Origin of the sequence: Streptomyces sp. NBC_00086 (assembly GCF_026343255.1) — a bacterium.
Taxonomy (GTDB): Bacteria; Actinomycetota; Actinomycetes; order Streptomycetales; family Streptomycetaceae; genus Streptomyces.
In genome coordinates this window covers 5,821,811-5,843,635 of sequence record NZ_JAPELZ010000001.1, presented here as the reverse complement: position 1 = coordinate 5,843,635, position 21,825 = coordinate 5,821,811, and the positions used below count along the sequence as shown (strand labels likewise).

The window sequence follows — 21,825 nt, the reverse complement described above, 5'->3', positions numbered from 1 at the left end:
CCCGCGGGGTGGTTCACCTGGCGGAGTGGTCCCGGCGGGGCAGGGTCTCGTAGGGCTCCTCGTCGACGGAACCGCAGAGCTCCGAGTTGATCTCCGCCACCAGCTCGGACAGGTCGGTCGGGCGGTCCGCGGTCCACCAGTCGCCGAGCAGCTCGGCGAGCGACTCCTCCCGCGCGGCCGACAGCTTCAGCGCGCTCTCCCGCCCCTTCGCCGTCAGAACCAGCGGCAGCCCGTCGCGGACGGCCAGCCCCCGTTCCTCGATCTGACGGCCCGCGTCCGTGATGGCCCGCAGCGGCACCATGGTCTTCTCCGCCAGCACGGCCGGATCGACGGTTCCGTACTTGTTGATCCGCAGCAGCATCCAGCTGGCGGCGGGCAGCAGGTCGTAGCCGGCCTTCGCGGTGATCTTCTCGTAGACGTGCTTGCGGCCCTGGAGGGTCCCGAGCACCGTCAGAGCGCGGGCGACCTCATCGCGGGAGGAGCGCTGGACGGGGTTGGAAGCGAGGGTCTCGGTGACATCGGGCGCCGTCACCGAACCGCGCAGCTTGTCCTCCTTGAGGAACCAGGCCACGACGAAGGCCACGAGCACCACGGGCGCCGCGTAGAGGAAGACGTCGGTGATGGAGGTGGAGTAGGCGTCAAGCACGCGCGGTCGCAGCACGGCGGGGAGGGCGCCGATGGCACGCGGGTCGGCCTCCAGCTTGCCCGCGTCCAGCCCTGGCGGCAGCGGGACCCCCTTGAGCGCACCGGCCAGCTTGTCGTCGAGCCGGTTGGTGAAGATCGTGCCGAAGATGGCGACGCCGAAGGAGGCGCCGATGGAGCGGAAGAAGGTGGCACCCGAGGTGGCGACACCGAGGTCGGCGTAGCTGACCGAGTTCTGCACCACGAGGACGAGCACCTGCATGACCAGGCCGAGGCCGGCGCCGAAGACGAAGAAGTAGACGCTCATCTCCCAGGTGGAGCTGGTGCGCTCCAGCTGGTGCAGGAGCAGCAGCCCGACCGCGGTCAGTGCGGTGCCCGCGATCGGGAAGACCTTCCAGCGCCCGGTGCGGCTGACGATCTGGCCGGACACGGTGGAGGTGATCAGCAGTCCGAGCACCATCGGCAGCATGTGGACGCCCGACATGGTCGGGGAGACGCCCTGGACCACCTGGAGGAAGGTCGGCAGGTAGACCATCGCGCCGAACATCGCGAAGCCGACGATGAAGCTGATCAGCGAGCAGAGCGTGAAGGTCCGGATCCGGAACAGCTTGAGCGGGAGCACCGGCTCCACGGCCCGCCGCTCGACGATGACGAAGGCGACCAGCAGGACCAGGCCGAGTACCGCGAGCCCGATGATCTGCGGGGAGCTCCAGCCCCAGGTGCCCCCGAGCGAGGCCACGAGCACCAGGCAGGTCGCGACGGAGGCGATGAGGAAGGTGCCGAGGTAGTCGATGGTGTGCTTCTCGGTGCGCACCGGGATCTTCAGGCTCGTGGCGATGACGATGAGGGCGACGAGACCGATGGGGAGGTTGATGTAGAAGACCCAGCGCCACGACAGGTGGTCCACGAACAGTCCGCCCAGCAGCGGACCCAGCACGCTGGTGGCTCCGAAGACGGCGCCGAAGAGCCCCTGATACTTGCCGCGTTCGCGCGGCGGGACGATGTCTCCGACGATCGCCATCGACAGCACCATCAGCCCGCCGCCGCCCAGTCCCTGCAGCGCGCGGAAGCCGATGAGCTGCGGCATGTTCTGCGCCAGGCCGCACAGGGCGGACCCGATCAGGAAGATCACGATGGCGGACTGGAAGAGCTTCTTGCGCCCGTACTGGTCCCCGAGCTTGCCCCACAGCGGCGTGGCGGCCGTCGAGGCGAGCATGTAGGCCGTGACCACCCACGACAGGTGCGACATCCCGCCGAGATCGCTGACGATCGTCGGCAGGGCCGTCGACACGATCGTCTGGTCGAGCGAAGAGATGAGCAGCCCCAGCAGCAGCGCACCGATGGAAACGAGCACTTCCCTCGATGCGTGTTCGGCGCTGGGGCCGGATGTCCGCTTCCGCGGGTCGGGCTCCGTGGTCACGTCCTGCACCATCGGCTCCTCCTCAGGCCTGATCGACTCCTCCATCCTGATCGGTGTGTCCGGTTATGGCCTGTCGGGCGGGTTGGGCGGGTTACCGGGGGTCTGCATAATCGCAGGCAGCAGCCAGGGGAGGGATTCGAGTGAGCACTGAGCAATGTCCGGAATGCAGCAGAACGGGAGGGGCCTGCGACTGCGCACCAGGGTTCCAGCCCCTGCGCGTCCGCCCCTACGTATCCCTCCCGAACGCCACCCCACCCCCACCCGCCCCCACCCCGCCGCACCCCACGGCACACCCCGGCCAGGCGGACACGACGGCACACCCCGGCCAGGCGGACACCACGCCACACCCCGGCCCGGCGGGCACGACACCCCCGCCCGCGGCCTGGTCGGACAGCACTCCGCCGCACACCGACCCGGCGGGCACCACGCCACGCCCCGGCCAGGCGGGCACGGCACCCCCGCCCGCGGCCTGGTCGGACAGCACTCCGCCGCACACCGACCCGGCGGGCACCACGCCCCGCGGCGCACCCGGCACTCCCCCGCCTGCCCCCGACCGGGCTGGCCTCACGGCACACCCAGGCCAGATACCCGGCCTGCCGCGATACCCCGGCCCGGCGAACACCGGCGCGACCCCTCGCCCCGCGGACACGGCTACCCCCCACACCGACCCGGCGGGCACCACCACGCGACCCGACTCCCCGGATCCCGCGGCGCACCCGAGCCGGACACCCGGCTTGCCGTCATACCCCGGCCCGGCGTACACCCTGGTGCCCGACCGGGCGGGGGCCACCTCCCCGTACCCCGGCCCGGAGAGCACCGGCGCGACCCCTCGCCCCGCGGACACGGCTACGCCCCACGCCCACCCGGCGGGCACCACCACGCGCCCTGACGCCCCGATTCCCGCGGCCAACCCGGGCCAAGCAGCGGGCCTGCCGCCACACCCCGGCCCGGCGGGCACCCCGTCGCCGTACGCCGGGTCCGCCGACACCCCCGCACAGCCCACCAGCCCCACCCGCACCACGCCGCTGCCGCCCGAGGCTGAGACTCCCGCGTACGGGACACCCGTAGCCTCCCTGCCCGATGAAACGATGCAGCTGCGCGCGATCCCGGCGTACGAGCCGTACGCGACGCCCGGGCCCGGGGCACACACCTCGCACGGGTCGCAGGGGACCCCCACGTGGGAGCAGGCCGGCCCGGCTCACGGGTACGGGGCACACGGGATGGCCGGAGCGGACGGCCCGCACGACTCCGGACCCCCGCGGCGCCGCATACGCGCGCTCCCCATCACCGCTGCCGCCGCCGCGGTGATCGGCGTGGCCGTCCTCGTCCTGAGGGCCTTCTCGGGCTCCGGCGCACCGGAGACCACCTTCCTCGACGCGAAGCCGTCCTCCCCCTTGATCAGCCTCACCCAGGTCGCCCCGTCGCAGCCCGCCAAGAGCACCGGCCCGCCCCCGTCGACCACCCCCAGCCCCTCCCGGTCGGCGTCCCCGTCCGCGTCCGCGTCCGCCTCGCCGTCTCGCACCCCGAGCCGTTCGACGACCCCTTCGGCCGCCCCATCCCCGACCCCGTCCCCCACCCCGAGCCGCTCCTCCGCGCCGACCTCCCGGCCCCCTTCGGCGCCGACCCTCCGGTACGGGGACTCGGGCCCCGAGGTGGAGAAGCTCCAGCGCCTGCTGGCAGCGCAGGGCATCTACCGCGGCAAGTACGACGGCAAGTACGGCGTGCGTACGGAATCCGCGGTCTCTACGTTCCAGGCTTACAACGACATCGACGAGGACCCTTGGGGCGTCTACGGTCCGGCGACCCGCCGCGCCTTGGAGGGATAGAACACACCGGATCAGGTAGCAAGCACCCCTCCCTCTTTTGTATTGTTCAGGAACAAAGTGGTTCCGTCCTCACTCCCTGACCGGTGGACGGAACCACTTGTTCTCTTTCCCGTCCCGTCTGGAGCCCCTCCCATGCCGGCCAGCGCCACCGCCACCACCGCCGTCCTGACCGCCAAGGCCCTGCTCCTGGACATGGACGGCACCATCGTCAACTCGGACGCGGTGGTCGAGCGCTGCTGGTACGACTGGGCCGTCACCCACGGACTGGATCCCCAGGAAACCCTCAAGGTGGTCCACGGCCGCCAGGGCTACGCCACGATGGCGATCCTCCTCCCGGACCGCCCCATGGAGGAGAACCTCGCCGAGAACGCGGTGATGCTCGCCCGCGAGACCGCCGACACCGAGGGCGTGGTCCCGATCGGTGGCGCTCCCGCCTTCATGGCCGCCCTCAGTACCCTGCCGCACGCCCTGGTCACCTCCGCCGACGCGGCCCTGGCCACGGCCCGGATGACGGCCGCCGACCTGCCGATGCCCGAGGTCCGGATCACCGCCGAATCCGTGCAGGCCAGCAAGCCGGACCCGGAGGGCTTCCTGATGGGCGCCGCCGCCCTCGGCGTGGACCCGGCCGACTGCATCGTCTTCGAGGACTCGGCCGCCGGCATCGCCGCGGGCCGTGCCGCGGGCATGCGGGTCATCGGCGTCGGCCCCCGCGCCGCCGCCCACGGCCCCACCGCCCGCGTCCTCGACCTGACCGCCGTCGCCCTTGCCACCTCCCCCGACGGCTCCATCACCCTCACCCTCCAGACGATCTAACCCAGCCGACGCGCCCGGTCGACCAGACCCGGCCACCCCCGCTCGGCCCCCGGGGAGTCGCTTACCGACGCCCTGCTGGTGCCCCGGACGGAATGCTGCTGGACGTGGGCCAGGAGCCGACCCCAGGGGCAGGCACCCTCACCCCGGACATTCGGGCCCGGACAGTCAGGCCCAACCGGCGCGACTCACCCCGCCAGGCCCAGGCCCTCCGCAACCCGACAGCAGGGCGCCCGCCGCCCCAAGCGCCCCGCCTTGAGCGGGCCTCACCCAGTCGAGTGGCCGGGCCCACCCACCCGGCCAGACCCCACGGACAAGCCCCCACCGGCCAAGTCCGACCTGCCCGGCGGGTCCACCCCACCGGCCACGCCTCACCGGCCAAACCGCCCCGCGCCCCCGCGCCCCGCTCCACCCCCGCCGGCTCAAGCGACGCAGAACTCGTTCCCCTCAGGGTCCTGCAGCACCACCCCGTAGTGCGTCTCCAGCTCGTCCAGCACGCGCAGCACAGTCGCCCCCGCCCCCGTGAGCCGCTCCACCGTTTCGTCGACCCGCCGCGTCCGCAGCTCCATCGGAACCCCGCGCCCCCCACTGACCTTCAGATCCAGGTGCACCCGGTTCTTCCCGGCCTTGGCCTCCGGAACCTGCTGGAACCACACCCGGGGCCCCCGCCCGGTCGGATCCACGATCGACTCCGCCAAATCCCCCACCCCTTCGGGCAGCTCCTCCGCGGGCACCCCCATGCCCTCCCAGTACGCGCGCCACGTCGCATGCCCGTCCGGCGCCGGCTCCGGCACGTAACCCAGCGCTTCGGTCCAGAACGTCACCATCACCCGGGGATCGGCGCAGTCGATGGTCAGTTGCAGCGTGGTCTCCATGGCCTCAGCCTCGCAGGCAGGTCTGACAATGGAAGGTACGGTCGGCCTGGGCGCACCGGATCACCGGAACGCACGGGCCGAGAGCGGACCGCGGGGGAAATGTCATGACCGAACTGATTGTCCTCTTCGCCTTGATGGGGATCGTGGGAATCTACGCCGTCGTCAAGGTGATGCGCCGGGAAGGGCGCCGCCGCTCGGCGACGACGGAGGGACTCCTGATCGAGCTGGAGCGCACGGAGCAGCTGCGCAAGGACCGGACCACCTACAGCTCCGGTTCAGTCCGCAACACTCACTTCACCACCGGACTCTGATCCCAGATCACGGCGCCGCCCCCGAAACGACCGGGCGCGGCGCCGTTGCCATGTCCACTGCCGCTACGGCCACCACGCCCGGCCCCGCCGCCGAGGCGGACACGAAATCCGGACCGGGACCGGGACCGGGGCCGTCACCAGGACCGGGACTCGAACCGTGCCCCGAACGAGAGCCAGGCCCGGAGCTGGAACCCGGACCGGAACCAGGGCCGGGACATTAGTGCCACTCCCACCCGCCCCATCCCAAATCCCAACTCCCCCCGCCCCAAGGCTCGTCATCAACCTCGCCATGACATGCTCATGCCTTCAGACTGTCACCTCGCGCCCATCACCTCGAAACCCGGCGCGGCCAGCATGACCACGCCCCACAGCACAGCCACTCACCCGGCCACCCCCACCCAGGAGCCCCTCATGTCCTCCAGGCACCCCTCCACGCCCTCCGTCTACGCGCGTCGACTCGGCACGCTCGCGTCCATACTCGCGGTGGCCTCCCTGACCACCCTCCTCACCGCCCCCACCGCCGCCGCCTCCCCTCCCACCCCCATCAGCGCCGCGGCCGCCCGCTCCTACCTCGCGACGGTCACCCCGAAGACCGAGGGCTCCACCAGCGGTTACAGCCGCGACCTCTTCCCCCACTGGAGCACCGTCTCCGGCACCTGCAACACCCGAGAGACCGTCCTCAAGCGCGACGGTTCGGGCGTGGTCCAGGACTCCGCCTGCGCGGCCGTCAGCGGCAGTTGGTACTCCGAGTACGACGGCGCCACCTGGACGGCCGCCTCCGACGTCGACATCGACCACATGGTCCCCCTCGCCGAGGCCTGGCGCTCCGGCGCCAACTCCTGGACCACGGCCAAGCGCCAGCAGTTCGCCAACGACCTCACCCGCCCCCAGCTCATCGCCGTCACCGACAACGTGAACCAGGCGAAGGGCGACCTCGACCCCGGCAAGTGGCTGCCGCCGCGCACCGCCTACCGCTGCACCTACGCGCGCATGTGGGTCGGGGTCAAGCAGTACTGGGCCCTGAGCATGGACTCGACGGAGAAGACGGCCCTGGTCAACATCCTCAACGCCTGCTGACACCCCCACCCCACCCCACCCTTGGCCAAGGATCTTTCCCCCGCCAGGGGGAGGTGGACCGCCCCCTCCCCGTCGTACCGTGATCGAACGGCAAGGCCGGAAGAAGGAGGGGGAGTTGCATGGGGGCATTGCGCCTGGGACCGCTGCTGCGCCACGTCGACTGGGACGCGGGCGACTCCGCCACGCTATGGATCGAGGCGGACCGCCCGTGCACCGCCGAGGTGCGCTGCGCCGACGGCTCCGGCGGCAGCGTCCACACCTTCCAGATAGCCGGCCACCACTACGCCCTGATCACCGTCACCGGCCTCACCCCTGACTCCACCACGGGTTACGAGGTCCTCCTCGACGGTCTCCGGGTCTGGCCGCTGCCGGACAGCCCGTTCCCCGCGAGCACCATCACCACCCCGCCCGCGCGGCGACCGGGCTCCTCGACCGCTCCCGACCTCCGCCTGACCTTCGGTTCCTGCCGCCAGGCCGCCCCGCCGGCCGACCGGCGCGGACCGCACGGCCCCGACGCGCTGGACACCCTCGCCGCCGACCTGGCCGCCGACCCGGAGGCGGTGCGGCCCGACGTGCTGCTCCTCCTCGGCGACCAGGTGTACGCGGACCAGCTCTCCCGCTCCACCCGCCAGTGGCTGGCGGCCCGGCGGGACCTCCGCGAGGCCCCCGGAGCCCAGGTCGCGGACTTCGAGGAGTACACCCGGCTCTACTACGAGTCCTGGCTCGACCCGGAGATCCGCTGGCTCCTGTCCACCGTCCCGAGCCTGCACATGTTCGACGACCACGACGTCATAGACGACTGGAACACCAGCGCCGCGTGGCAGGCGGAGATGCGCGCCACCCCGTGGTGGCAGGAGCGGGTGGTCAGCGGCCTGATGTCGTACTGGGTGTACCAGCACCTCGGCAACCTCTCCCCCGCCGAGCTGGCGGCCGACCCCGTGTTCGAGGCTGTCCGGGCGACCCCCGACGGCACCGACGTCCTACGGGCCTTCGCCACCTCGGCGGACGCCGACCCGGCCACGGTGCGCTGGAGCTACCGCCGCGACTTCGGCCGGTCCCGGCTGCTGATGGTGGACACCCGAGCGGCCCGGGTGCTCGCCGAGGACGGGCGGGCCATGCTCGATCCGGCGGAGCGGCAGTGGCTCCGCGAGAACGCACTGGCCGGACACGGGGGTTACGACCACCTCCTCATCGGCTCGTCACTGCCCTGGCTGATGCCACCCCTCGTGCACGACGCGGAGGTGTGGAATGCCGCGCTGTGCCGCGGGGAGCGGGGCCCGCGGTGGGCCCGGATCGGGGAGAACCTGCGCCGGCGGAGCGACCTTGAGCACTGGGCGGCGTTCCCGGCCTCGTTCGCGATGCTCAGCGACCTGATCGAGGAGGTGGGCACGGGCCCGCGGGCGCCGGCGACGGTGTGCGTGCTCTCGGGGGACGTGCACCACGCGTATGTGGCCGAACCCCGAATACCGAGCACGGCGCAGGTGTTCCAGCTCACCTGTTCCCCGGTCCACAACTCCATCCCCGCAGCCGTGAAATGGGGCTTCCGGCTGGGCTGGTCACGGCTGGGCCGGTGGCTGGGCCGGGGCTTCTCCCGGCACGGCCGGACGGGCCGGCCGCCGCTGAGCTGGCGGCGTACGGGCGGCCCGTGGTTCGGCAACCAGCTCATGACGCTCGCGCTGTCGGGGCGCTCCGCGCGGCTGCGCCTGGACCAGGCGCGCAAGGGCCCCCGCCTGGTGACGGTCTTGGAACGCGACCTCACGCCTCCCCGCTGACGCGCGGCGGAGCGGGGCGCCGGGGCGACCCGTCACGCCGGAGCACGGCCCCGGGCGTCCGGTCCGTGGACACCCGGCGTACGCTGTTCCGCTGTCAGCCGCCCCTGCCGCTCCCCGCGACGTCGCGGCGCCTCACGCCGAGGCACGTCAACCGGACTGGGGAGTCCCGTTTTGCTTGAGACTCTGGGCTCGCTGACTTCGAGCCCATGGATCTACGCCCTCGTGGCGCTGTCCATCCTGCTCGACGTGTTCCTGCCGGTGCTGCCGAGCGGGGTGCTGGTGATCACTGCTGCGGCTGCCGCCGCGGCGGCGGCCGGGGCCGCGGGACCCGTACCCGTGCAGTCCCAGGTGCCGGACATCCTGGCGCTGCTGGTGACGGCCGTCACCGCCTCGGTACTGGGCGACATGGCCGCGTACCGGCTGGCCCGGCGGGGCGGGGCCCGGCTCGACCGGGCCATCGCCCGCTCCCGCCGGCTCACCCGGGCCCACGAGCGACTCGGCACCGCCCTCGCGCGCGGCGGCGGCGCCCTGGTGGTGATCGCCCGCTTCGCCCCGGCCGGCCGCTCGGTGGTCTCCCTCGGCGCGGGCAAAACCCAACGCAAGATCAGGGAGTTCCTGCCCTGGTCGGTCCTGGCCGCCATCGCCTGGGCCGGCTACAGCATCGCCCTCGGCTACTTCGGCACCCAGTGGCTGGGCACCACCTGGCTCGGCACCGCGGTCTCCCTGATCGCCCTCTTCGCCGCGGGCGCCCTGGCAGCCTTCCTGGTCCGCCGCCCCACCACCGCCGCAGCCACCTAACCCCCCACGCCCGACAGCCCTCCCCCGACCAACCCCGCACTGCATGCCCTCGGCCGCACAACCCCGAGCCCACCCACACTCACCCCCGCCACTCCAGCAGCCCTTCCCCGACCAACCCCGCGCGGGATCCCCTCGGCCGCACAACCCCGAGCACGCCCACACTCACCCCGGCCGCTCCGGCCGCCCTCCCCCGACCAACCCCACGCGAAATCCCCTCGGCCGCACAGCCCCGAGCCCGCCCACACTCACCCCCGCCACTCCAGCAGCCCTTCCCCGACCACCCCCGCGCGGGATCCCCTCGGCCGCACAACCCCGAGCCCGCCCTCGCTGGCCCCACCGCCCCGGGCTCACTCCCTCGACAAGCCGCCGCGGGCTCTTGGCGCACGGCCCCGGCCACGCTTCCGACGCCCCTCCCCGGGCGGAACGGCGGCTCAGCCGCCCTCACCCGGCATCGATCGCCGCAGCCCCGCACACCTAAGAGGCCACACACCCGGCCCCACCGGCCCACACCCTGACCACCACCACCGACACCAGCACCAGCACCAGCACCCACCTGTGCCCCACTCCGATCCCCCGGCTCCGGCTCCAGTCCCGGACAGGCCACCGTCGGCGCCCGCCCCCGCCGCGCCCCCGCCGCCCAGTCCGCCCGCCTCCCCCGAGCGGAGCAGTGGCTCACCCGTTCACCCGGCAGCGATCGCCGCGGCCGCGCCGGGCTCCTAGCGTCCAGAGAACGGTGCGTACTCGAATCCGCGCCGCGCCGTTCCCGGAGCCCGAGGAGTCCTCTCCATGCCCGCCACCCCCCACAGCCCCCGCCGGTACCGCCCCCTCCCCCGCCTGCTGGCCGTCGCCGCCGCGACCGTCGCCTTCGCCGCGGCCGCGCCACCGACCCTCGCCCAGGCGCAGCCCTCCGGCAGCGTCTCCCCCACCAACGTCGCCCCTGGGGGCCGGGTCAGTCTCAACGTCACCGGCTGCGGCACGCGCACCGGCAAGGCCACCTCCCGCGCCTTCGGCGACGTCTGGCTGACCCCCGGCAACGCCGAGGCCACCAACCTCTTCGGCGCGGCCACCACCTCCCGGAACATCAGCGCCGGCTCACATCCCGTCACCTTCGAGTGCGGCGGCCCCGGCGGCGAGCGCGTCACCGTGGCGCTGAACATCACCCCGGGCGCCGCCCGCGGCGGACTCGGCGGCAGCGTCGGCTCCATGAGCCCGGGCCAGATCGCCGTCGGCGGCGCCCTGGTAGCCGGCGCCCTGGGCGCGGGCGCCTGGATCCTGCGCCGCCGCACGGGCCACGCCTCCTGACCCGACCCACCGCCCCACCCACCCCGAACCCGTGCTCCCCTCCCCCACTCCCTCTCCCTCCCCTCCCCTCAACGGGAGTGGCCGAGGGTCCCGCCCGTTCGGGACCTTCCCCACTCCCGTCCGGAGCCCCCTCCCGCAAGGCTGAGTCCACGCACCGCTGCCTCCCGAGGAGCCCGCCATGGACCAGAGCCCGCGCCCGGTGATCGCCGCCGTCGACGGTTCCGCGAACGGCACCGGGCCCTGGAATGGGCCATCTCCCAGGCCCTGATGACGGGATCCCCGCTGCGCATCGCGCACGCCCGCCTCTCCATAAACAGCATCGGCGCAGCCCTGTCCGAAGCCTTCGCCGAGCCCGGCCTCGACGACGACCCCGTACTGATCCGGGTCCGAGAGGCCCTCGACGGCCATGCCGGACTTCCCCCGACCGGGTACTGCCGGCCCCGAGCGAGGGCGCCCAGCTGATGGCCCTCGGCTCGCGCGACCGCGGCGGCTTCGCCAGCCTCCTCCTCGGCTCGAACGGCATGGCCTGCGCCGGCCAGGCCGCCTGCCCCGTGGTGGTCGTCCCGCGCGCCGAGCCGCCGGTGCACGACCCGAACGGGCAGGTCGTACTCGACCTCAACAGCGCGGCCCCCGACCCGAGCACCACCGACTTCGCCTTCCGCGGCGGCCCGGCGCGGGGCCCGGCTCCAGGTCGTCGTCGCGCACCTGCGCCCGTACGCCGAACGGTTCCCGGAGGTGGAGATCGAGCAGTTGTCGGCGCCCGGCGACGCGGCCGGCCACCTGGTCGCCGCCTCCCGGGCCGCCGACCTCATCGTCATCGGCCGCCACCGCAAGCGCCCGCTCTCCCGGCGCCTGGGCTCCGTCACCAACGCGGTACTGCTCCACACCGGCTGCCCCGTGGCGGTGGTCCCCCGGAGGAGGCCGCCGTCCCGGCAGCAGCCTGACCCTCACCCGGCCACGGCCGCCCCCGCCCCCCTCACGTGAATCCCGTCCAGCAGCTCCCTCGTAGCCTCCGCGACCGCATCAACAGCGGCGTCGAAGACCTCCTGGTTGTGCGCGGCCGGCGCCCTGAAACCGGACACCTTCCGCACGTACTGCAAGGCGGCGGCCCGGATCTCCTCCTCGGTCGCCTTCTCCGGAATCGCGGGCGGACGCAACGTCTTAATCGATCGGCACATACCCCCACTATCCCGCCCACCAACCACCCCGTCACGGCCGTGAACGGCGCGAGCAGCCCATGGGTGCTCAGCCGATGGCCACCGCCGACCAATCACAACAACCACGCCATCCCCGGATCAGACCACGCCTACCCTCGGCACGATGGATGCCACCTGGACGGCCGTGATCGCTGCCGGCTCGGCCGTCGTGGCCAGCGCAACCACCGGCTGGTTCACCACGGTCGCCGCCAGAACGCAAGCCCGCTTGAACCGTGAGATGCAGGCCGCCCAGCTGCGGCATGCGCAGGTCGAGCACAGGTACCAGCAGCGCCGCCAGTCGTACGCCGAATTCGCGAAGGCCGCTGCAGTACTGCACAGCAGGGTCGGCGACATGGTCTCGGTCGCCGGCGACACGGATGCGTTCACTCAGCTACTGGATGAGGCAAGGGCAGACCGTGCAGTGCTCTTGAGCACGATGCACGTGGCCTTCCTGGAAGGCCCCCCAGCAGTCGGCGCCGCCGTACGGGAGCTCTACGAGGCAGTGAACGCGTTCTGGAGCGCGACCCGCCGACTGAACGACACCACGCACTCCGGCTATCCTGCCCAGAGCGCAGACCATCGAGCACGGACGAACCAGCGCCGAATAGAGGCCCGGGCCAGCCGCGACGCCTTCGTAGAGGCAGCCCGTGGGTTCAAATCCCACACCCACCGCAGGTGAACGGCCCCTGACCAGGTAAATCGGTCAGGGGCTGTCGTGCTGTGCGCTGTCCGTGCATGACCGTCGTTCCCCGGTATTCCCCGCTCGATCGGGCACGCCGGGGGCACGGTCAGTCTTCGACGGGACTGGGTGCCGTGAGGTCGACCCATATCCACGGCTTGTGATCCCAGACGCGGACCTTGCCTATGACTAGGTCGACAGTCGCCCCCACGGGCGGCAGCTCCAGCACGAGCCGCTTCACTCCCGGCTCGCTGCTGCGGCGAATCGTATCCATCGAGGCGCCCACCGGTTCGTATTCGTTGAGCTCTGCCGTGAGGCCGTAAGGCTGGTGACTGGTAATCGTTGCTTGGACGGTCTCGCCTTGTCGAAGCTCGCTGAGAGGGCGCCTCGGTGCATCTGCCATGGCGGCATCCTCCCCCTCAACCCACCACTCTGCCCAGCTCCCATCCCGTCTGCCGTCGACCCACACACCGTGGAGCAGGCGCGGGTCCTGGCGTCCAGGTGGAGCGCGCCACTGTACGAACGACCTGGACGCCAGGACCCGTGTCTGCTCGGCTCTGCCTGGGTCGATGGCAGATGGGATGGGAGCCCCCCACGCTCGCCACGATCCACCGGCACCCGCGCACGGCGCCCCCGCCGGAGGCATCAGTCTTGGCAGGTAGCCGACCGATCAGGCCAGGCCCTCCCCCATCGAGTCCTTAGCCATTGGCGCGCGGCCGGCGTCCCGGGCTGGAGCGGGGCGTAGACAGGAGCGCAGGCCCGGGGCGACGGGCGCGCGACGCCGCCTTGGCGGCGGAAGTGCCCTTGATGAAGTAGGGAAACTCTTACCGCATGCCCTCGGGATCAGAGCGCAATCGGGCCGTAGGACACCGCTCGTTCGACGACCTGCTCGGCGGAAGGGTGCCGACCGGGCCCCGGGTAGAAGGTGTAGTCGCTGATATGTGGGCACCGCAGACCCCGTTCCAGCGCTTCGAGGATCGCGCCGCCCTCAGCTTCGGTCTCCGGAGCGGCAGCCATGAGTTGCCGGGCCGGCAGCACGGCCTCGTCGCGGGTCATGACGTGAAGAGCTGGCGGCCGTCGTGGCTGCGGACTTGAGGGCCTGAGTCGTCCAAGGCGTCCAAGGCGTCCAGGAGGTGGATCGCGAAGACCTCGGGCATCTGCTCCGCGGCTTCCTCCGGGGCGAGCCATGCGACTGCCGTCGACTCCGCCGAGGTGCGCTCCGTGCCGCCGGACAGCCTGCAGCGGGAACCAGGGCGACGGTGTTCTCGTAGACCCCTGTGAGCTCGTCCACCTCGACCTCGACGCCCGTCTCTTCCAGGACTTCGCGGCGGACGCCGGCCCCGGGTGACTCGGCGAGTTCGATTCAGGAGGGCGGGAGGCGCTCCCGATCCGCTCCCGTTGGTGTCAGATGTGGATGCAAAAGACCCCCCGCCATGATCGGCGGGGGGTCTTTTCGCTGGTGGGCGCGGACGGTTTCGAACCGCCGACATCTGCTTTGTAAGAGGCGCCTCACCGGTTGGATGTCACCTGATCAGAGGTCCGCACGTAGCGTGACCTGCAGAAACCTCGACGCCTCCGGTCGGTTCCGGACGATTCAAGTCGCCTCAAGTCGTTTCGATGCGCAAGGTCCACTCCCATTTGGCTCCCACTCACCTCGTTCATCGCTGCAGGTGAGAGGGCAAATGACGCGTCCCCCGATCCACGGTAGCGGATCGGGGGACGCTGTGCCGGGTACCCGTAAGGGGGGCTAGTCCACGGGGCAGTTCCCGACACGTCTTGGGTGGGCAGCCCTCCATGCACAACGGCGGGCCGCCCAAGCGGATGCGCCGATCGGCCGACCGATCGACATTGATCACAAGATGCTTCTTTTCTGCTGCTGACAAGTTGATCTTGTTGAGCTGACCTGGGCTGGTGCCAGGTGATCAAGATCAGTGGATTCGTGAAGCTCAGATAGCCCTGGGTGACCGCGTCCGAGTGGCACGCCTTCAGGAGAACCTGACACAGGAGCGACTGGCGGAGCGGGCCGGCATCGACAGGTCCACGATCCAGCGCATCGAGCGTGGAACGACAGACGCCAAGTTCAGCAACCTCATGCGCATCGCCTGCGTCCTCCGCGTATCGGTGAAGAGTTTGCTGCCGCCAAACGCATAGAGACCTTTCGGCCACGCTGTGCGATTGCCCCAGTCTGCCTGCCTCATGCACGGGTTTCTAGTGGTTCTCCGCATATATGCAACTGCCACCTGCGAAGACGTCACCAACAGTCAGGCCCTACCCACCGATTGACTCCTGATCGATCGAACGTTCGCACGAATCTTTATGCGAGTGAACTCCGATGCGAATGGCTGGATACCCGCCTCTCCCGCTGCCGCCGCGGCCGGAGAGGCGGGGGTCTAGGGGTGGCGCGGCAGGTAGCGGGCCACGAGGGACCGGCTCGGGCGCCACGGCGGGCAGGGGTCCACGTGCACGTAGTCGTTGGGGCGGACGCCCGACGCGCTGTGCCGCACGATCTCGCGGGCCTCGCCGACGATGGCCTGCTGACACTCGCAGCAGATCCGTCCGGCGGTCACGCCGCGGTCCCGTGCTGGGGGCAGGCCCGGGGGAACCAGCGGCTGCGCTGCCCGGCTCGGGAGATCGGGCGCTCCCCGAGGTCGACGGCGTCCCCGTTGTCGAGATGGATCCCGCAGTACACGCAGGCGGTGCCGCGGACCTGCTGCTCGGTCAGCGTCGACAGCGCGGGTAAGGGGTGCGGTGTGATTGGTGGTGCCACGGGGGTGCTCCCTGCCGGTCTCAGCGGGTGGTGGGGATCAGCGTGGCCTCTTAGCGGACGTATGGCGAGGACATCGAGCGGCCTCTTTGTGGCCGTAAAGCGGACGTCTGTGCGCTCGTGTGGGTGATGCGTGGCCTGGTAGCGGTCGGACTGCCAGACTTGCCACCGCCCCTACAACGTATGGAGGTTGGGATGTCCCGACCGCTAGGCAATGCACGCCTCCGGGCTGCGCGTCAGGCAGCGGGATACCGCTCGCAGCAGGATCTCGCCGACGCCCTGGCAGCCCGCGGCCTGAGTGTGAGCTCCCGGCAGGTACGGCGGTGGGAGTCCGACGCGCCGCCGCTCCCGTACCTGGACCTGCAGCGCGCGCTCGTCGAGCTGCTGGGCGTGACCAGCATCGAGGAGCTCGGCTTCCCCTCCGCCCCCACGGGGCCGGACACGGGCCGTGTGCTGCGGACGCCGCCCGCGGCACCGATGGCTGTGCCCAACGCGGTGCAGCCGGCGAGTGCGGCCTCGGCGTTCGCGGCGGTCACGCGCGCCCACCGCCGCCTGTACTGGACTGTCGCGCCTGCCACCCTGCACCCGGCGGTCTCAGCGCACGCCACCCTGGGCGGCGCTCTCCTGCCCGCGACGTCCGGCGTCATCCGCAAGGCCGTGGCGTCGGCGCTCGCCGAGTCGTGGCTGCTCGCCGGTCGCATCGAGTTCTTCGACCTCAACGAGCCGGGCCGGGCGCGGGAGACGTGGCTGCGCGCGCTGCAGGCCGCAGGGGACGCTGACGATGCGCTGCTGGGTGCGGCGATCCTCGCGCACACCGCGTTCGTGCCCGGTTGGGCCGGTGACCGGGCTGGCGCCTCGGAGCGCATGGCGATGGCGCGTACCTCCGCCCGCCGCGGGCCAGCCTCGGCCGAGCTCCTGGCGTGGCTGGACGCGGTCGAGGCGGAGTGCGAGACCCGGTGCGGCAACACGCGGGCTGCACTCAACCTGATCGCGCACGGCGAGGACATCCTCGAAGCCGGCGGCGAGGAGGCGAGCCCCGACTGGATGGACTGGTTCAGCGGAGTCCGCCTCGCTGCATTCAAGGGCAACACTCAACTGCGTGCCGGGCACCTGCCGCAGGCCCGCGAGACGCTCCTCGGCGTCCTCGAGGACCTCCCCGCGGACGCCGACAAGCAGCGGACCGTAGTCCTCGGCGACCTTGCCGCGGTCGAGGCGGCAGCCGGCCACCCCGAAGCGGCCTGCGACTACGCGGTCCGTGCCCTGGACCTGCTCGAGACGCACTGGTACGCGACGGGCATGGAGCGGGTCCGGGAGGTACGGCGCGAGCTCGCTCCGTGGCAGAGCGAGCCGTGCGTCCGCACCCTCGATGACCGGCTCTACAGCTGGGGTGCGATGCTCAGCGCTCTCGCGAATTGAACTCTGCGATCAGGGCGGGGAGCTCGAGGAGGCTGTCGACGCGGAACGTCGGCAGCTTCTTCGCTTCTTCGGTGTCCCACTGGATGGTGGCCCACGGGCCGCGGCGGATGAGCGCCGTGTGCATGCCGGCCTGCTGGCCGGGGCGGAGGTCGTTGTCGACTCGGTCGCCGACGTAGAGGATCTCGTCGTTGGAGTAGGGGACGACGTCGGCGACGCGCTCGAAGAAGGCGATGTCGGGCTTGCTGGCGCCCCAGTCGTCTGAGGTGCCGATGAGGTCGACGTCCTCGGTGAACAGTGAGCGGAGGATCCCGCCCGCCCGCACCGTCTGGTTGCCGGCGATGGCCAGCCACAGCCCGTCGGCGCGGAGCTTGGCGAGCGCGGGCCGAACGTCCGGGTACAGGTCGCTCTCGTCGAAGTGCTCGGGCTTGCCGGCGGCGGCGCGCGCCTCCCGTTCGGCGGTCAGATCGAAACCGGGCTTGAAGGGCTGGAAGACCTCGCGGTAGTCGCGGCCCTGGGCGATGACAGCGCCGAACATGGCGGCGAAGGTGTGGCGGGGGACGCCCAGCCAGTCAGCCCAAGTGCCGTACTCGCGGGTCTCGTCGACCAGGCACTCACCAACATCGAAAACGACAGCTCGAATCATGGCCACACCCTACGGCCGTGTGGGTGCAGCCCGATATCCTGTGCGGCATGTCCCCCACCCCTCCTGGCCGTGGCCCTGTGCGCCCTCTCGCGGAGATCAACCGCGAGATCCGGGCGCTCGTCGCCGCGGGCCGGGCCGGGGATGTCCGGTACGAGGAGCTTCTCGCGGAGTGGGCGGCGGCGATCCGGGCTGATGTCAGACCTGCCGCCTAGGATCCGGCCGTGGCAGACGAACAGGTAGACGAAGCAGCAGGTCGAGCACGGCTGGTCGAGCTGAAGCTCGCCAGCGAAGCGGCCCGGGCGGAAGCGCAGGCCGGGGAGTACTCGGTCGAACGATGGGCGCCCTGGCTGGAGGCGGCAGCCGCCTTCAATACAGCGGTGACCGAGCACGCCAAGGTGCACGGGCTGAATCGGTTCGACGTGGAGAAGAAGGTCGTCAAGGCGGCTCTGCATCCGGAGCCAGCCGACAGCTGACAGCACTCCGCCCCACCGGGCGCTGTTCCGGTGGGGCGGTTTCGTGCACCTGCAGCCCAGCAGGGTCCCCGCGGGTCAGGGATTGCTCGCGGATGATGTGTCCACGCTAGACCCAGCCACTGACAACGGGCTGGCCCCCGGGATGCCGGTTCGGCAAGCACGACGCAGGCTGGAGAGATGGACCGTGCGCCGATCCTCGTGCACCGGATCTCCCCGACGGGTGGCCGGCGGGTCGTGATCCGGATTGGCGGTGTCGACACCGTCCTCGGCGTCGCCTACAGCGACCGGGACCTGATCGAGTTCCTGCGGCGCATCGACCTGCCCGACCCGGACGACATGGTCCTTGGTGACTCGGCGGCCATCGCCTGGCAGGGCGGGAGGCCGCATGCCTACGAGGACAGCGAAGAACCCCCACCCTGAGGTGGGGGCTCTGTGGTCGTCGCGATCGACCTGCGGGCCGGACTCGAACCGGCGCCTGCACCCAGGGGGTGCCACTTGCCTCCCGTTGCCGGGCGGCGGGCCTCGATCCCTACTCCCTGGGCAGCTCTGGCCGCTGAGCTACCGCAGAGCCAGTGTGGCACGCGGCGCCGACAGCGGGCAGGGATCAGGAGTCAAGCAGCGCGAACTGGCCGGACTTCGGGTACGGCTGAGATTGGAGCCGCTCGACCATCTTCCTGAACGGGAGCAGGGCCTCGTGGGCTGCGGCCAGGCACGCCGTGGCCTGCTCGCTCAGCCGGAGGGTCAGCTCGGAGGCTGGCACCGGCTGCGGGACATGATGCCGGTCGAGCTGACGCAGGGCGCGGTGGGCGTTCGGGTACGGGCGGTACGGCATGGCGCCTCCTTCGGGGTGGCTCCAGTGTGGCAGGGCGGTCAGGCTGGCGCGGCAGCGTCACCGACGCGGGCGAGATGGTCGGCCAGCTGCTCGATGACTTCACGGTGAGCCCGATCGCCAGGGCTGGGCGCTCGGATCCCGCGCCGGCTCGAGGTCAGCTTGGCGCCGTAGAGCGCAGCCTCCTCCTCGCACCAGGCGCTCAGCTCGAGGCACACGGCTTGCGCCACCTCCTCGCGGGTGGCTCCCGGCCCGGCAGCGTGCGCGGCCCTGTAGATGCGTTGGGTCAGGTCTCCTTGCATGGGTCCTCCTCTCGGTAACGCATAACGTTCGACTACTCGCTGGGCACCGGAGAGAGGTACAGGCCGACGCTTCCCGTCACGTCCGGGCGAGCCGTGAACGCGACCTTGGTGACGACCCACTCGCTGTAACCGTCTTCGCCGTCCCATTCGATGGTGTCACCGCGACATGGAAGAGCGGCCAGCGTCACCGTGCGGTCGCCCCCGTCGCCGGCGGCGCCGTCGGGAAAGTGCAGGTAGACCTCGACGCTCATGACTTCTCCTTCTCGAGGTGGCGGTAGATGGTGGGCCGACTGACGCCGAACTCATCGGCGATCTGCTGAGCTGTGTACTTGCGCTTGCCGTCGGTGTCGAGCTCGGCGTGCATCTGCTGGATGATCTGTATCTGGCGGGGCCCCAGTCCGCGCCTGCGCACCTGGCTCGTCGATCGTCGAGGTTCGGCGCTTCCCAAGAGGGCCTTGCGTGCCGCCTTCAAGTTCACGCTGAAGGTGTCGCTGCGGCGGGCGCCGGTCCAGGTGGCGACGAGCAGTTCGTCGGGGCGCCAGTCGTTCAGTATGGCGATCTTGCCTGTCTTGGTGTGGTCGCTCCAGACCTTCCCGGATCCGTCGACATGGACGAAGGTCACCGTCCTGTCGGCATAGGGGAAGTCATCCTCGTCAGTGTCCTTGCGCAGTGATGAGGTGTCGTACTTCATGCCACTCCTCAGGGCTGGGCCTCTAGTTGAGGCCGGCGCGCTGGCATACCGCACGCACGACCATGGGGTGCCACTGTTTGGCACGGCGCGGGCGATGCCCTTCGGCGTGGAGCGCCTCACAGATTTGGCGGTATGAGTTTCCCGCTCGGCGAAGTCCGAGCATCAGGGCGTGGGCCGCTTCCTCGGCAGGATTGAGTCCTGCGTCGCGTTCGCGACCCTCGCCAACGCCGTGGGTGCCGTAGGCGTATGCACCGACATGTTTCTTGCCTGCGAGGCCCTTGGCTGCGCGTCCGTCGCGGAGCCGCTTGACGACCATGCGTCGGTCGAGTTCGGCGAACACACCCACGACCTGACGCATGGCCGTGCGCATGGGGTCGTCCGGATCGTCTCGGACGATCTCGCCTGTGTCCGTAGCGAAGATGCGACCGCCGTCTCGCCAGACGATCGCAAGGGTTGCCTCCTGAACGGTGAGGGCTCGAGCGAGCCGGTCAAGTCGCGGGATGAGAAGTCCTTCCACCTCGCGTTCCCGAATCGCGAGCAACGCTTCCGACAGGCCTGGCCGATCCACGGCTTCCGTGGCGCCGCTCACTCCCTCTTCGCGAATGAGCTTCAGAATGCGGTGACCGTTGGCCTTGGCCCACGCTTTGACGGCCTGCTCCTGCACACCGAGGCCGTAGCCGTCGGAGACCTGTCCGGCCGTACTCACGCGGACATAAGCGACAAGCTTCACCGGTCAACTCCCAGAACTCGTAAGTCTTTCCGTGGAAAAGCTTACAGTGCAGGTCGCAGAGAAGTCAGGGAAACAGCAAAACGCCCCACCGCCGTAGCGGTGGGGCTGTTCGCACTCCAGTTCTCTCACACGTCGTGGTGGATGAACTCGCGCGCCTTCTCGGGGATCGGCTCGGCGGTCGGCGGCTCCATGCCGACGGAGCGGATGTAGCCGTGGAGTTCGCGGACTCGGCCGATGAGGTAGGCGATGGCGACGCCGGCGCCCTCGAGGCGCCGGTTCTGAACTCCGGTGGTGGTCTCAAGCTCGGTGATACGCAGGCCCTGGCGGCTGATCTCGCCGTTCATTCGGTCAGTGACGGCAGCGAAGTCGTCACGCTTCTCCTGCCGTGGAGTCCGCCTCGCGGCACGGGCAGCCCAGACCCCCGTAACCCCCGTGACCACGGTTACCGCGATCGAGGCGACCGTCTCAGGATTCATGCTCATACGGAGGGCCCACTCTCTTCGGCTGGGCCGGCTCCGGCCACCCCAGCGCCACCATGATTGGGACGGCTACGCCCGTCCACACCGCTGCCGCAACCCAGCCCCGGGGGTACTCCCCTAGGAGCCAAGAGGCGAGGTAGCCCGTAGTCCATGGCACGACAACCACGACCAAGGACACGAACCCGACAGCGTCACGGCCCGGCGGGGCCCACGCATACACGAGCGCCACGGCCCCCGTGACGATCCAAGCCCAGCCCCACACGTCCAGCGGTACGCGCTGAAGCAGGAGGGGCAGGCCGCGGAGGGCGGCCTGGGGTTGGGAGATCATGCTGTATCCGTAGAGGATCCAGACCACCCCGAATGGGGTGAGGGTGGCGCCGCGGCGGCCCAGCTGACGCTTGAGCCGCCGGACCACACGGCGCCGCACCTACACGCCCGAGAGCGGCCGGGCCACCGCGGCGGCCGGCGCGGGCGCGGTGATCTGCGTCCGGTCCCACATGGCGACGACCGCAGCAGCAGCAGCGAGGACGACGGCCTGCTGCTCCGCGGACCAGTCGAGGCCGAAGCCGACGGCGAGCGCGAGGGCGGCCTGGGCGAAGCCGAGGACCGCGGCGCCGACAGCATCGTGCGCCATGACGGCGAGCGCGAGGCCGACGAGGGCTGCGGCGACGGCGTTGATGACGGCCTGCTGGTCTGCGGTCACGTTCATGCCGAACGCGGCGAGGAGCTTGACGCCGATGGCGACGAGGCCGAGCCAGAGTGCTGGCTCGCGGTTGAAAATCTTCACGGT

At 71.0% G+C, this 21,825-nt stretch carries 28 protein-coding genes, 1 tRNA gene and 2 pseudogenes; 14 read left to right on the top strand and 17 right to left on the bottom strand.

Translation table 11 applies throughout. The features are described 5' to 3' along the window. Positions 1–13: 13 nt before the first annotated feature. Entirely contained in the window at positions 14–2,074 is a 2,061-nt protein-coding gene (locus OG276_RS26515) for an MFS transporter (RefSeq protein WP_266909206.1), read from the bottom strand. 722 nt (positions 2,075–2,796) lie between these two features. Here OG276_RS26515 and OG276_RS26510 point away from each other — a divergent pair. Then, positions 2,797–3,888, top strand: a complete 1,092-nt coding sequence (locus tag OG276_RS26510; protein ID WP_266909205.1) for a peptidoglycan-binding protein — start codon at positions 2,797–2,799, stop codon at positions 3,886–3,888. A 132-nt stretch (positions 3,889–4,020) separates the two neighbouring features. After that, positions 4,021–4,701, top strand: a complete 681-nt coding sequence (locus tag OG276_RS26505) for an HAD-IA family hydrolase (RefSeq protein WP_266909204.1) — start codon at positions 4,021–4,023, stop codon at positions 4,699–4,701. A gap of 419 nt (positions 4,702–5,120) precedes the next feature. Here the strand turns inward: OG276_RS26505 and OG276_RS26500 are convergent, their stop codons facing one another. Next, complete coding sequence (locus OG276_RS26500) at positions 5,121–5,573, bottom strand: VOC family protein (protein WP_266909203.1); 453 nt, start codon at positions 5,571–5,573, stop codon at positions 5,121–5,123. A 104-nt stretch (positions 5,574–5,677) separates the two neighbouring features. Between OG276_RS26500 and OG276_RS26495 the strand changes: the two genes are divergently transcribed. The 6 genes and pseudogenes from OG276_RS26495 to OG276_RS26470 all read left to right on the top strand — a co-directional run bounded on the left by OG276_RS26495 (position 5,678) and on the right by OG276_RS26470 (position 11,817). Continuing rightward, positions 5,678–5,884 carry a hypothetical protein gene (locus tag OG276_RS26495; RefSeq protein WP_266909202.1) on the top strand — a complete coding sequence of 69 codons (207 nt, stop codon included), beginning with the start codon at positions 5,678–5,680 and terminating at the stop codon, positions 5,882–5,884. A gap of 411 nt (positions 5,885–6,295) precedes the next feature. Continuing rightward, positions 6,296–6,961, top strand: a complete 666-nt coding sequence (locus OG276_RS26490) for an HNH endonuclease family protein (RefSeq protein ID WP_266909201.1) — start codon at positions 6,296–6,298, stop codon at positions 6,959–6,961. A 119-nt stretch (positions 6,962–7,080) separates the two neighbouring features. Further along, positions 7,081–8,733 (top strand): alkaline phosphatase D family protein, encoded by a 1,653-nt coding sequence (locus OG276_RS26485; protein ID WP_266909200.1) that lies wholly within the window; start codon positions 7,081–7,083, stop codon positions 8,731–8,733. A gap of 171 nt (positions 8,734–8,904) precedes the next feature. Beyond that, complete coding sequence (locus OG276_RS26480; protein WP_266909199.1) at positions 8,905–9,531, top strand: DedA family protein; 627 nt, start codon at positions 8,905–8,907, stop codon at positions 9,529–9,531. Positions 9,532–10,317: 786 nt separating this feature from the next. After that, a complete protein-coding gene (locus tag OG276_RS26475; RefSeq protein WP_266909198.1) occupies positions 10,318–10,833 on the top strand; it encodes a hypothetical protein in 516 nt (171 codons plus the stop codon). Positions 10,834–11,011: 178 nt separating this feature from the next. Then, positions 11,012–11,817, top strand: a pseudogene (locus OG276_RS26470) (universal stress protein). Here the strand turns inward: OG276_RS26470 and OG276_RS26465 are convergent. After that, the gene (locus tag OG276_RS26465; RefSeq protein WP_266909197.1) at positions 11,781–12,011 is read right to left on the bottom strand and encodes a DUF2277 domain-containing protein; all 231 of its coding nucleotides are present in this window, start codon (positions 12,009–12,011) and stop codon (positions 11,781–11,783) included. The pseudogene OG276_RS26470 and the gene OG276_RS26465 sit on opposite strands and share 37 nt — an antisense overlap. 142 nt (positions 12,012–12,153) lie before the next feature. Here OG276_RS26465 and OG276_RS26460 point away from each other — a divergent pair, with 142 nt between their 5' ends. Continuing rightward, entirely contained in the window at positions 12,154–12,708 is a 555-nt protein-coding gene (locus OG276_RS26460; RefSeq protein WP_266909196.1) for a hypothetical protein, read from the top strand. A 109-nt stretch (positions 12,709–12,817) separates the two neighbouring features. On the opposite strand, the gene OG276_RS26455 is transcribed toward OG276_RS26460, so the two are convergent. The 3 genes and pseudogenes from OG276_RS26455 to OG276_RS26445 form a co-directional block, all read right to left on the bottom strand. Then, positions 12,818–13,111: a hypothetical protein gene (locus tag OG276_RS26455; RefSeq protein ID WP_266909195.1), complete on the bottom strand. Its 294-nt coding sequence runs from the start codon at positions 13,109–13,111 to the stop codon at positions 12,818–12,820. Positions 13,112–13,551: 440 nt separating this feature from the next. After that, complete coding sequence (locus tag OG276_RS26450; RefSeq protein WP_266909194.1) at positions 13,552–13,764, bottom strand: e9imm peptide; 213 nt, start codon at positions 13,762–13,764, stop codon at positions 13,552–13,554. Next, positions 13,761–14,071: pseudogene (locus OG276_RS26445) on the bottom strand (NUDIX hydrolase); the annotation flags it as partial. The gene OG276_RS26450 and the pseudogene OG276_RS26445, both read right to left, overlap by 4 nt. Positions 14,072–14,619: 548 nt before the next feature. On the opposite strand from OG276_RS26445, the gene OG276_RS26440 reads away from it, so the two are divergent. Further along, positions 14,620–14,859 (top strand): helix-turn-helix domain-containing protein, encoded by a 240-nt coding sequence (locus OG276_RS26440; RefSeq protein WP_266909193.1) that lies wholly within the window; start codon positions 14,620–14,622, stop codon positions 14,857–14,859. 239 nt (positions 14,860–15,098) lie between these two features. Here OG276_RS26440 and OG276_RS26435 read toward each other — a convergent pair whose 3' ends face one another. Beyond that, positions 15,099–15,275 carry a hypothetical protein gene (locus OG276_RS26435; protein ID WP_266909192.1) on the bottom strand — a complete coding sequence of 59 codons (177 nt, stop codon included), beginning with the start codon at positions 15,273–15,275 and terminating at the stop codon, positions 15,099–15,101. Beyond that, positions 15,272–15,475, bottom strand: a complete 204-nt coding sequence (locus OG276_RS26430; protein WP_266909191.1) for a hypothetical protein — start codon at positions 15,473–15,475, stop codon at positions 15,272–15,274. The genes OG276_RS26435 and OG276_RS26430 overlap by 4 nt, the downstream gene beginning before the upstream one ends. Before the next feature lie 192 nt (positions 15,476–15,667). Between OG276_RS26430 and OG276_RS26425 the strand changes: the two genes are divergently transcribed. Next, entirely contained in the window at positions 15,668–16,888 is a 1,221-nt protein-coding gene (locus OG276_RS26425) for a transcriptional regulator (protein WP_266909190.1), read from the top strand. On the opposite strand, the gene OG276_RS26420 is transcribed toward OG276_RS26425, so the two are convergent. After that, positions 16,869–17,531, bottom strand: a complete 663-nt coding sequence (locus OG276_RS26420; RefSeq protein ID WP_266909189.1) for an HAD family hydrolase — start codon at positions 17,529–17,531, stop codon at positions 16,869–16,871. The two genes, OG276_RS26425 and OG276_RS26420, sit on opposite strands and share 20 nt — an antisense overlap. A gap of 47 nt (positions 17,532–17,578) precedes the next feature. Between OG276_RS26420 and OG276_RS26415 the strand changes: the two genes are divergently transcribed. The 3 genes from OG276_RS26415 (at position 17,579) to OG276_RS26405 (ending at position 18,424) form a co-directional block, all read left to right on the top strand. Then, the gene (locus OG276_RS26415; RefSeq protein WP_266909188.1) at positions 17,579–17,743 is read left to right on the top strand and encodes a hypothetical protein; all 165 of its coding nucleotides are present in this window, start codon (positions 17,579–17,581) and stop codon (positions 17,741–17,743) included. A 9-nt stretch (positions 17,744–17,752) separates the two neighbouring features. Further along, positions 17,753–18,004, top strand: coding sequence for a hypothetical protein (locus OG276_RS26410; RefSeq protein WP_266909187.1), 252 nt, complete (start codon positions 17,753–17,755; stop codon positions 18,002–18,004). A gap of 177 nt (positions 18,005–18,181) precedes the next feature. Continuing rightward, positions 18,182–18,424 (top strand): hypothetical protein, encoded by a 243-nt coding sequence (locus OG276_RS26405; protein WP_266909186.1) that lies wholly within the window; start codon positions 18,182–18,184, stop codon positions 18,422–18,424. Between the two features lie 28 nt (positions 18,425–18,452). Here OG276_RS26405 and OG276_RS26400 read toward each other — a convergent pair. From OG276_RS26400 to OG276_RS26365, 8 genes are all read right to left on the bottom strand, one after another. After that, positions 18,453–18,572: transfer RNA gene (locus tag OG276_RS26400), tRNA-Cys, on the bottom strand. 36 nt (positions 18,573–18,608) lie between these two features. After that, a complete protein-coding gene (locus tag OG276_RS26395; protein WP_266909185.1) occupies positions 18,609–18,836 on the bottom strand; it encodes a hypothetical protein in 228 nt (75 codons plus the stop codon). A gap of 38 nt (positions 18,837–18,874) precedes the next feature. Next, positions 18,875–19,135, bottom strand: coding sequence for a hypothetical protein (locus OG276_RS26390; RefSeq protein ID WP_266909184.1), 261 nt, complete (start codon positions 19,133–19,135; stop codon positions 18,875–18,877). 32 nt (positions 19,136–19,167) lie between these two features. Further along, on the bottom strand, positions 19,168–19,386 hold the full coding sequence (locus OG276_RS26385; RefSeq protein ID WP_266909183.1) for a hypothetical protein: 219 nt from the start codon (positions 19,384–19,386) through the stop codon (positions 19,168–19,170). After that, complete coding sequence (locus OG276_RS26380; RefSeq protein WP_266909182.1) at positions 19,383–19,826, bottom strand: helix-turn-helix domain-containing protein; 444 nt, start codon at positions 19,824–19,826, stop codon at positions 19,383–19,385. The genes OG276_RS26385 and OG276_RS26380 overlap by 4 nt, the downstream gene beginning before the upstream one ends. 22 nt (positions 19,827–19,848) lie before the next feature. Next, positions 19,849–20,556, bottom strand: coding sequence for a recombinase family protein (locus OG276_RS26375; protein ID WP_266909181.1), 708 nt, complete (start codon positions 20,554–20,556; stop codon positions 19,849–19,851). Positions 20,557–20,681: 125 nt separating this feature from the next. Further along, on the bottom strand, positions 20,682–20,900 hold the full coding sequence (locus OG276_RS26370) for a hypothetical protein (RefSeq protein WP_266909180.1): 219 nt from the start codon (positions 20,898–20,900) through the stop codon (positions 20,682–20,684). A 562-nt stretch (positions 20,901–21,462) separates the two neighbouring features. Beyond that, positions 21,463–21,822 carry a hypothetical protein gene (locus OG276_RS26365; RefSeq protein WP_266909179.1) on the bottom strand — a complete coding sequence of 120 codons (360 nt, stop codon included), beginning with the start codon at positions 21,820–21,822 and terminating at the stop codon, positions 21,463–21,465. Positions 21,823–21,825: the final 3 nt, after the last annotated feature.

What these genes read in the sequence shown, in the direction of transcription:
- OG276_RS26515 (WP_266909206.1), bottom strand. Translation starts at nt 2,074, where the DNA reads ATGGTGCAGGACGTGACCACGGAGCCCGACCCGCGGAAGCGGACATCC.
- OG276_RS26505 (WP_266909204.1), top strand. Translation starts at nt 4,021, where the DNA reads ATGCCGGCCAGCGCCACCGCCACCACCGCCGTCCTGACCGCCAAGGCC.
- OG276_RS26500 (WP_266909203.1), bottom strand. Translation starts at nt 5,573, where the DNA reads ATGGAGACCACGCTGCAACTGACCATCGACTGCGCCGATCCCCGGGTG.
- OG276_RS26495 (WP_266909202.1), top strand. Translation starts at nt 5,678, where the DNA reads ATGACCGAACTGATTGTCCTCTTCGCCTTGATGGGGATCGTGGGAATC.
- OG276_RS26490 (WP_266909201.1), top strand. Translation starts at nt 6,296, where the DNA reads ATGTCCTCCAGGCACCCCTCCACGCCCTCCGTCTACGCGCGTCGACTC.
- OG276_RS26485 (WP_266909200.1), top strand. Translation starts at nt 7,081, where the DNA reads ATGGGGGCATTGCGCCTGGGACCGCTGCTGCGCCACGTCGACTGGGAC.
- OG276_RS26475 (WP_266909198.1), top strand. Translation starts at nt 10,318, where the DNA reads ATGCCCGCCACCCCCCACAGCCCCCGCCGGTACCGCCCCCTCCCCCGC.
- OG276_RS26465 (WP_266909197.1), bottom strand. Translation starts at nt 12,011, where the DNA reads ATGTGCCGATCGATTAAGACGTTGCGTCCGCCCGCGATTCCGGAGAAG.
- OG276_RS26460 (WP_266909196.1), top strand. Translation starts at nt 12,154, where the DNA reads ATGGATGCCACCTGGACGGCCGTGATCGCTGCCGGCTCGGCCGTCGTG.
- OG276_RS26455 (WP_266909195.1), bottom strand. Translation starts at nt 13,111, where the DNA reads ATGGCAGATGCACCGAGGCGCCCTCTCAGCGAGCTTCGACAAGGCGAG.
- OG276_RS26450 (WP_266909194.1), bottom strand. Translation starts at nt 13,764, where the DNA reads ATGACCCGCGACGAGGCCGTGCTGCCGGCCCGGCAACTCATGGCTGCC.
- OG276_RS26425 (WP_266909190.1), top strand. Translation starts at nt 15,668, where the DNA reads ATGTCCCGACCGCTAGGCAATGCACGCCTCCGGGCTGCGCGTCAGGCA.
- OG276_RS26420 (WP_266909189.1), bottom strand. Translation starts at nt 17,531, where the DNA reads ATGATTCGAGCTGTCGTTTTCGATGTTGGTGAGTGCCTGGTCGACGAG.
- OG276_RS26415 (WP_266909188.1), top strand. Translation starts at nt 17,579, where the DNA reads ATGTCCCCCACCCCTCCTGGCCGTGGCCCTGTGCGCCCTCTCGCGGAG.
- OG276_RS26405 (WP_266909186.1), top strand. Translation starts at nt 18,182, where the DNA reads ATGGACCGTGCGCCGATCCTCGTGCACCGGATCTCCCCGACGGGTGGC.
- OG276_RS26395 (WP_266909185.1), bottom strand. Translation starts at nt 18,836, where the DNA reads ATGCCGTACCGCCCGTACCCGAACGCCCACCGCGCCCTGCGTCAGCTC.
- OG276_RS26390 (WP_266909184.1), bottom strand. Translation starts at nt 19,135, where the DNA reads ATGCAAGGAGACCTGACCCAACGCATCTACAGGGCCGCGCACGCTGCC.
- OG276_RS26385 (WP_266909183.1), bottom strand. Translation starts at nt 19,386, where the DNA reads ATGAGCGTCGAGGTCTACCTGCACTTTCCCGACGGCGCCGCCGGCGAC.
- OG276_RS26380 (WP_266909182.1), bottom strand. Translation starts at nt 19,826, where the DNA reads ATGAAGTACGACACCTCATCACTGCGCAAGGACACTGACGAGGATGAC.
- OG276_RS26370 (WP_266909180.1), bottom strand. Translation starts at nt 20,900, where the DNA reads ATGAACGGCGAGATCAGCCGCCAGGGCCTGCGTATCACCGAGCTTGAG.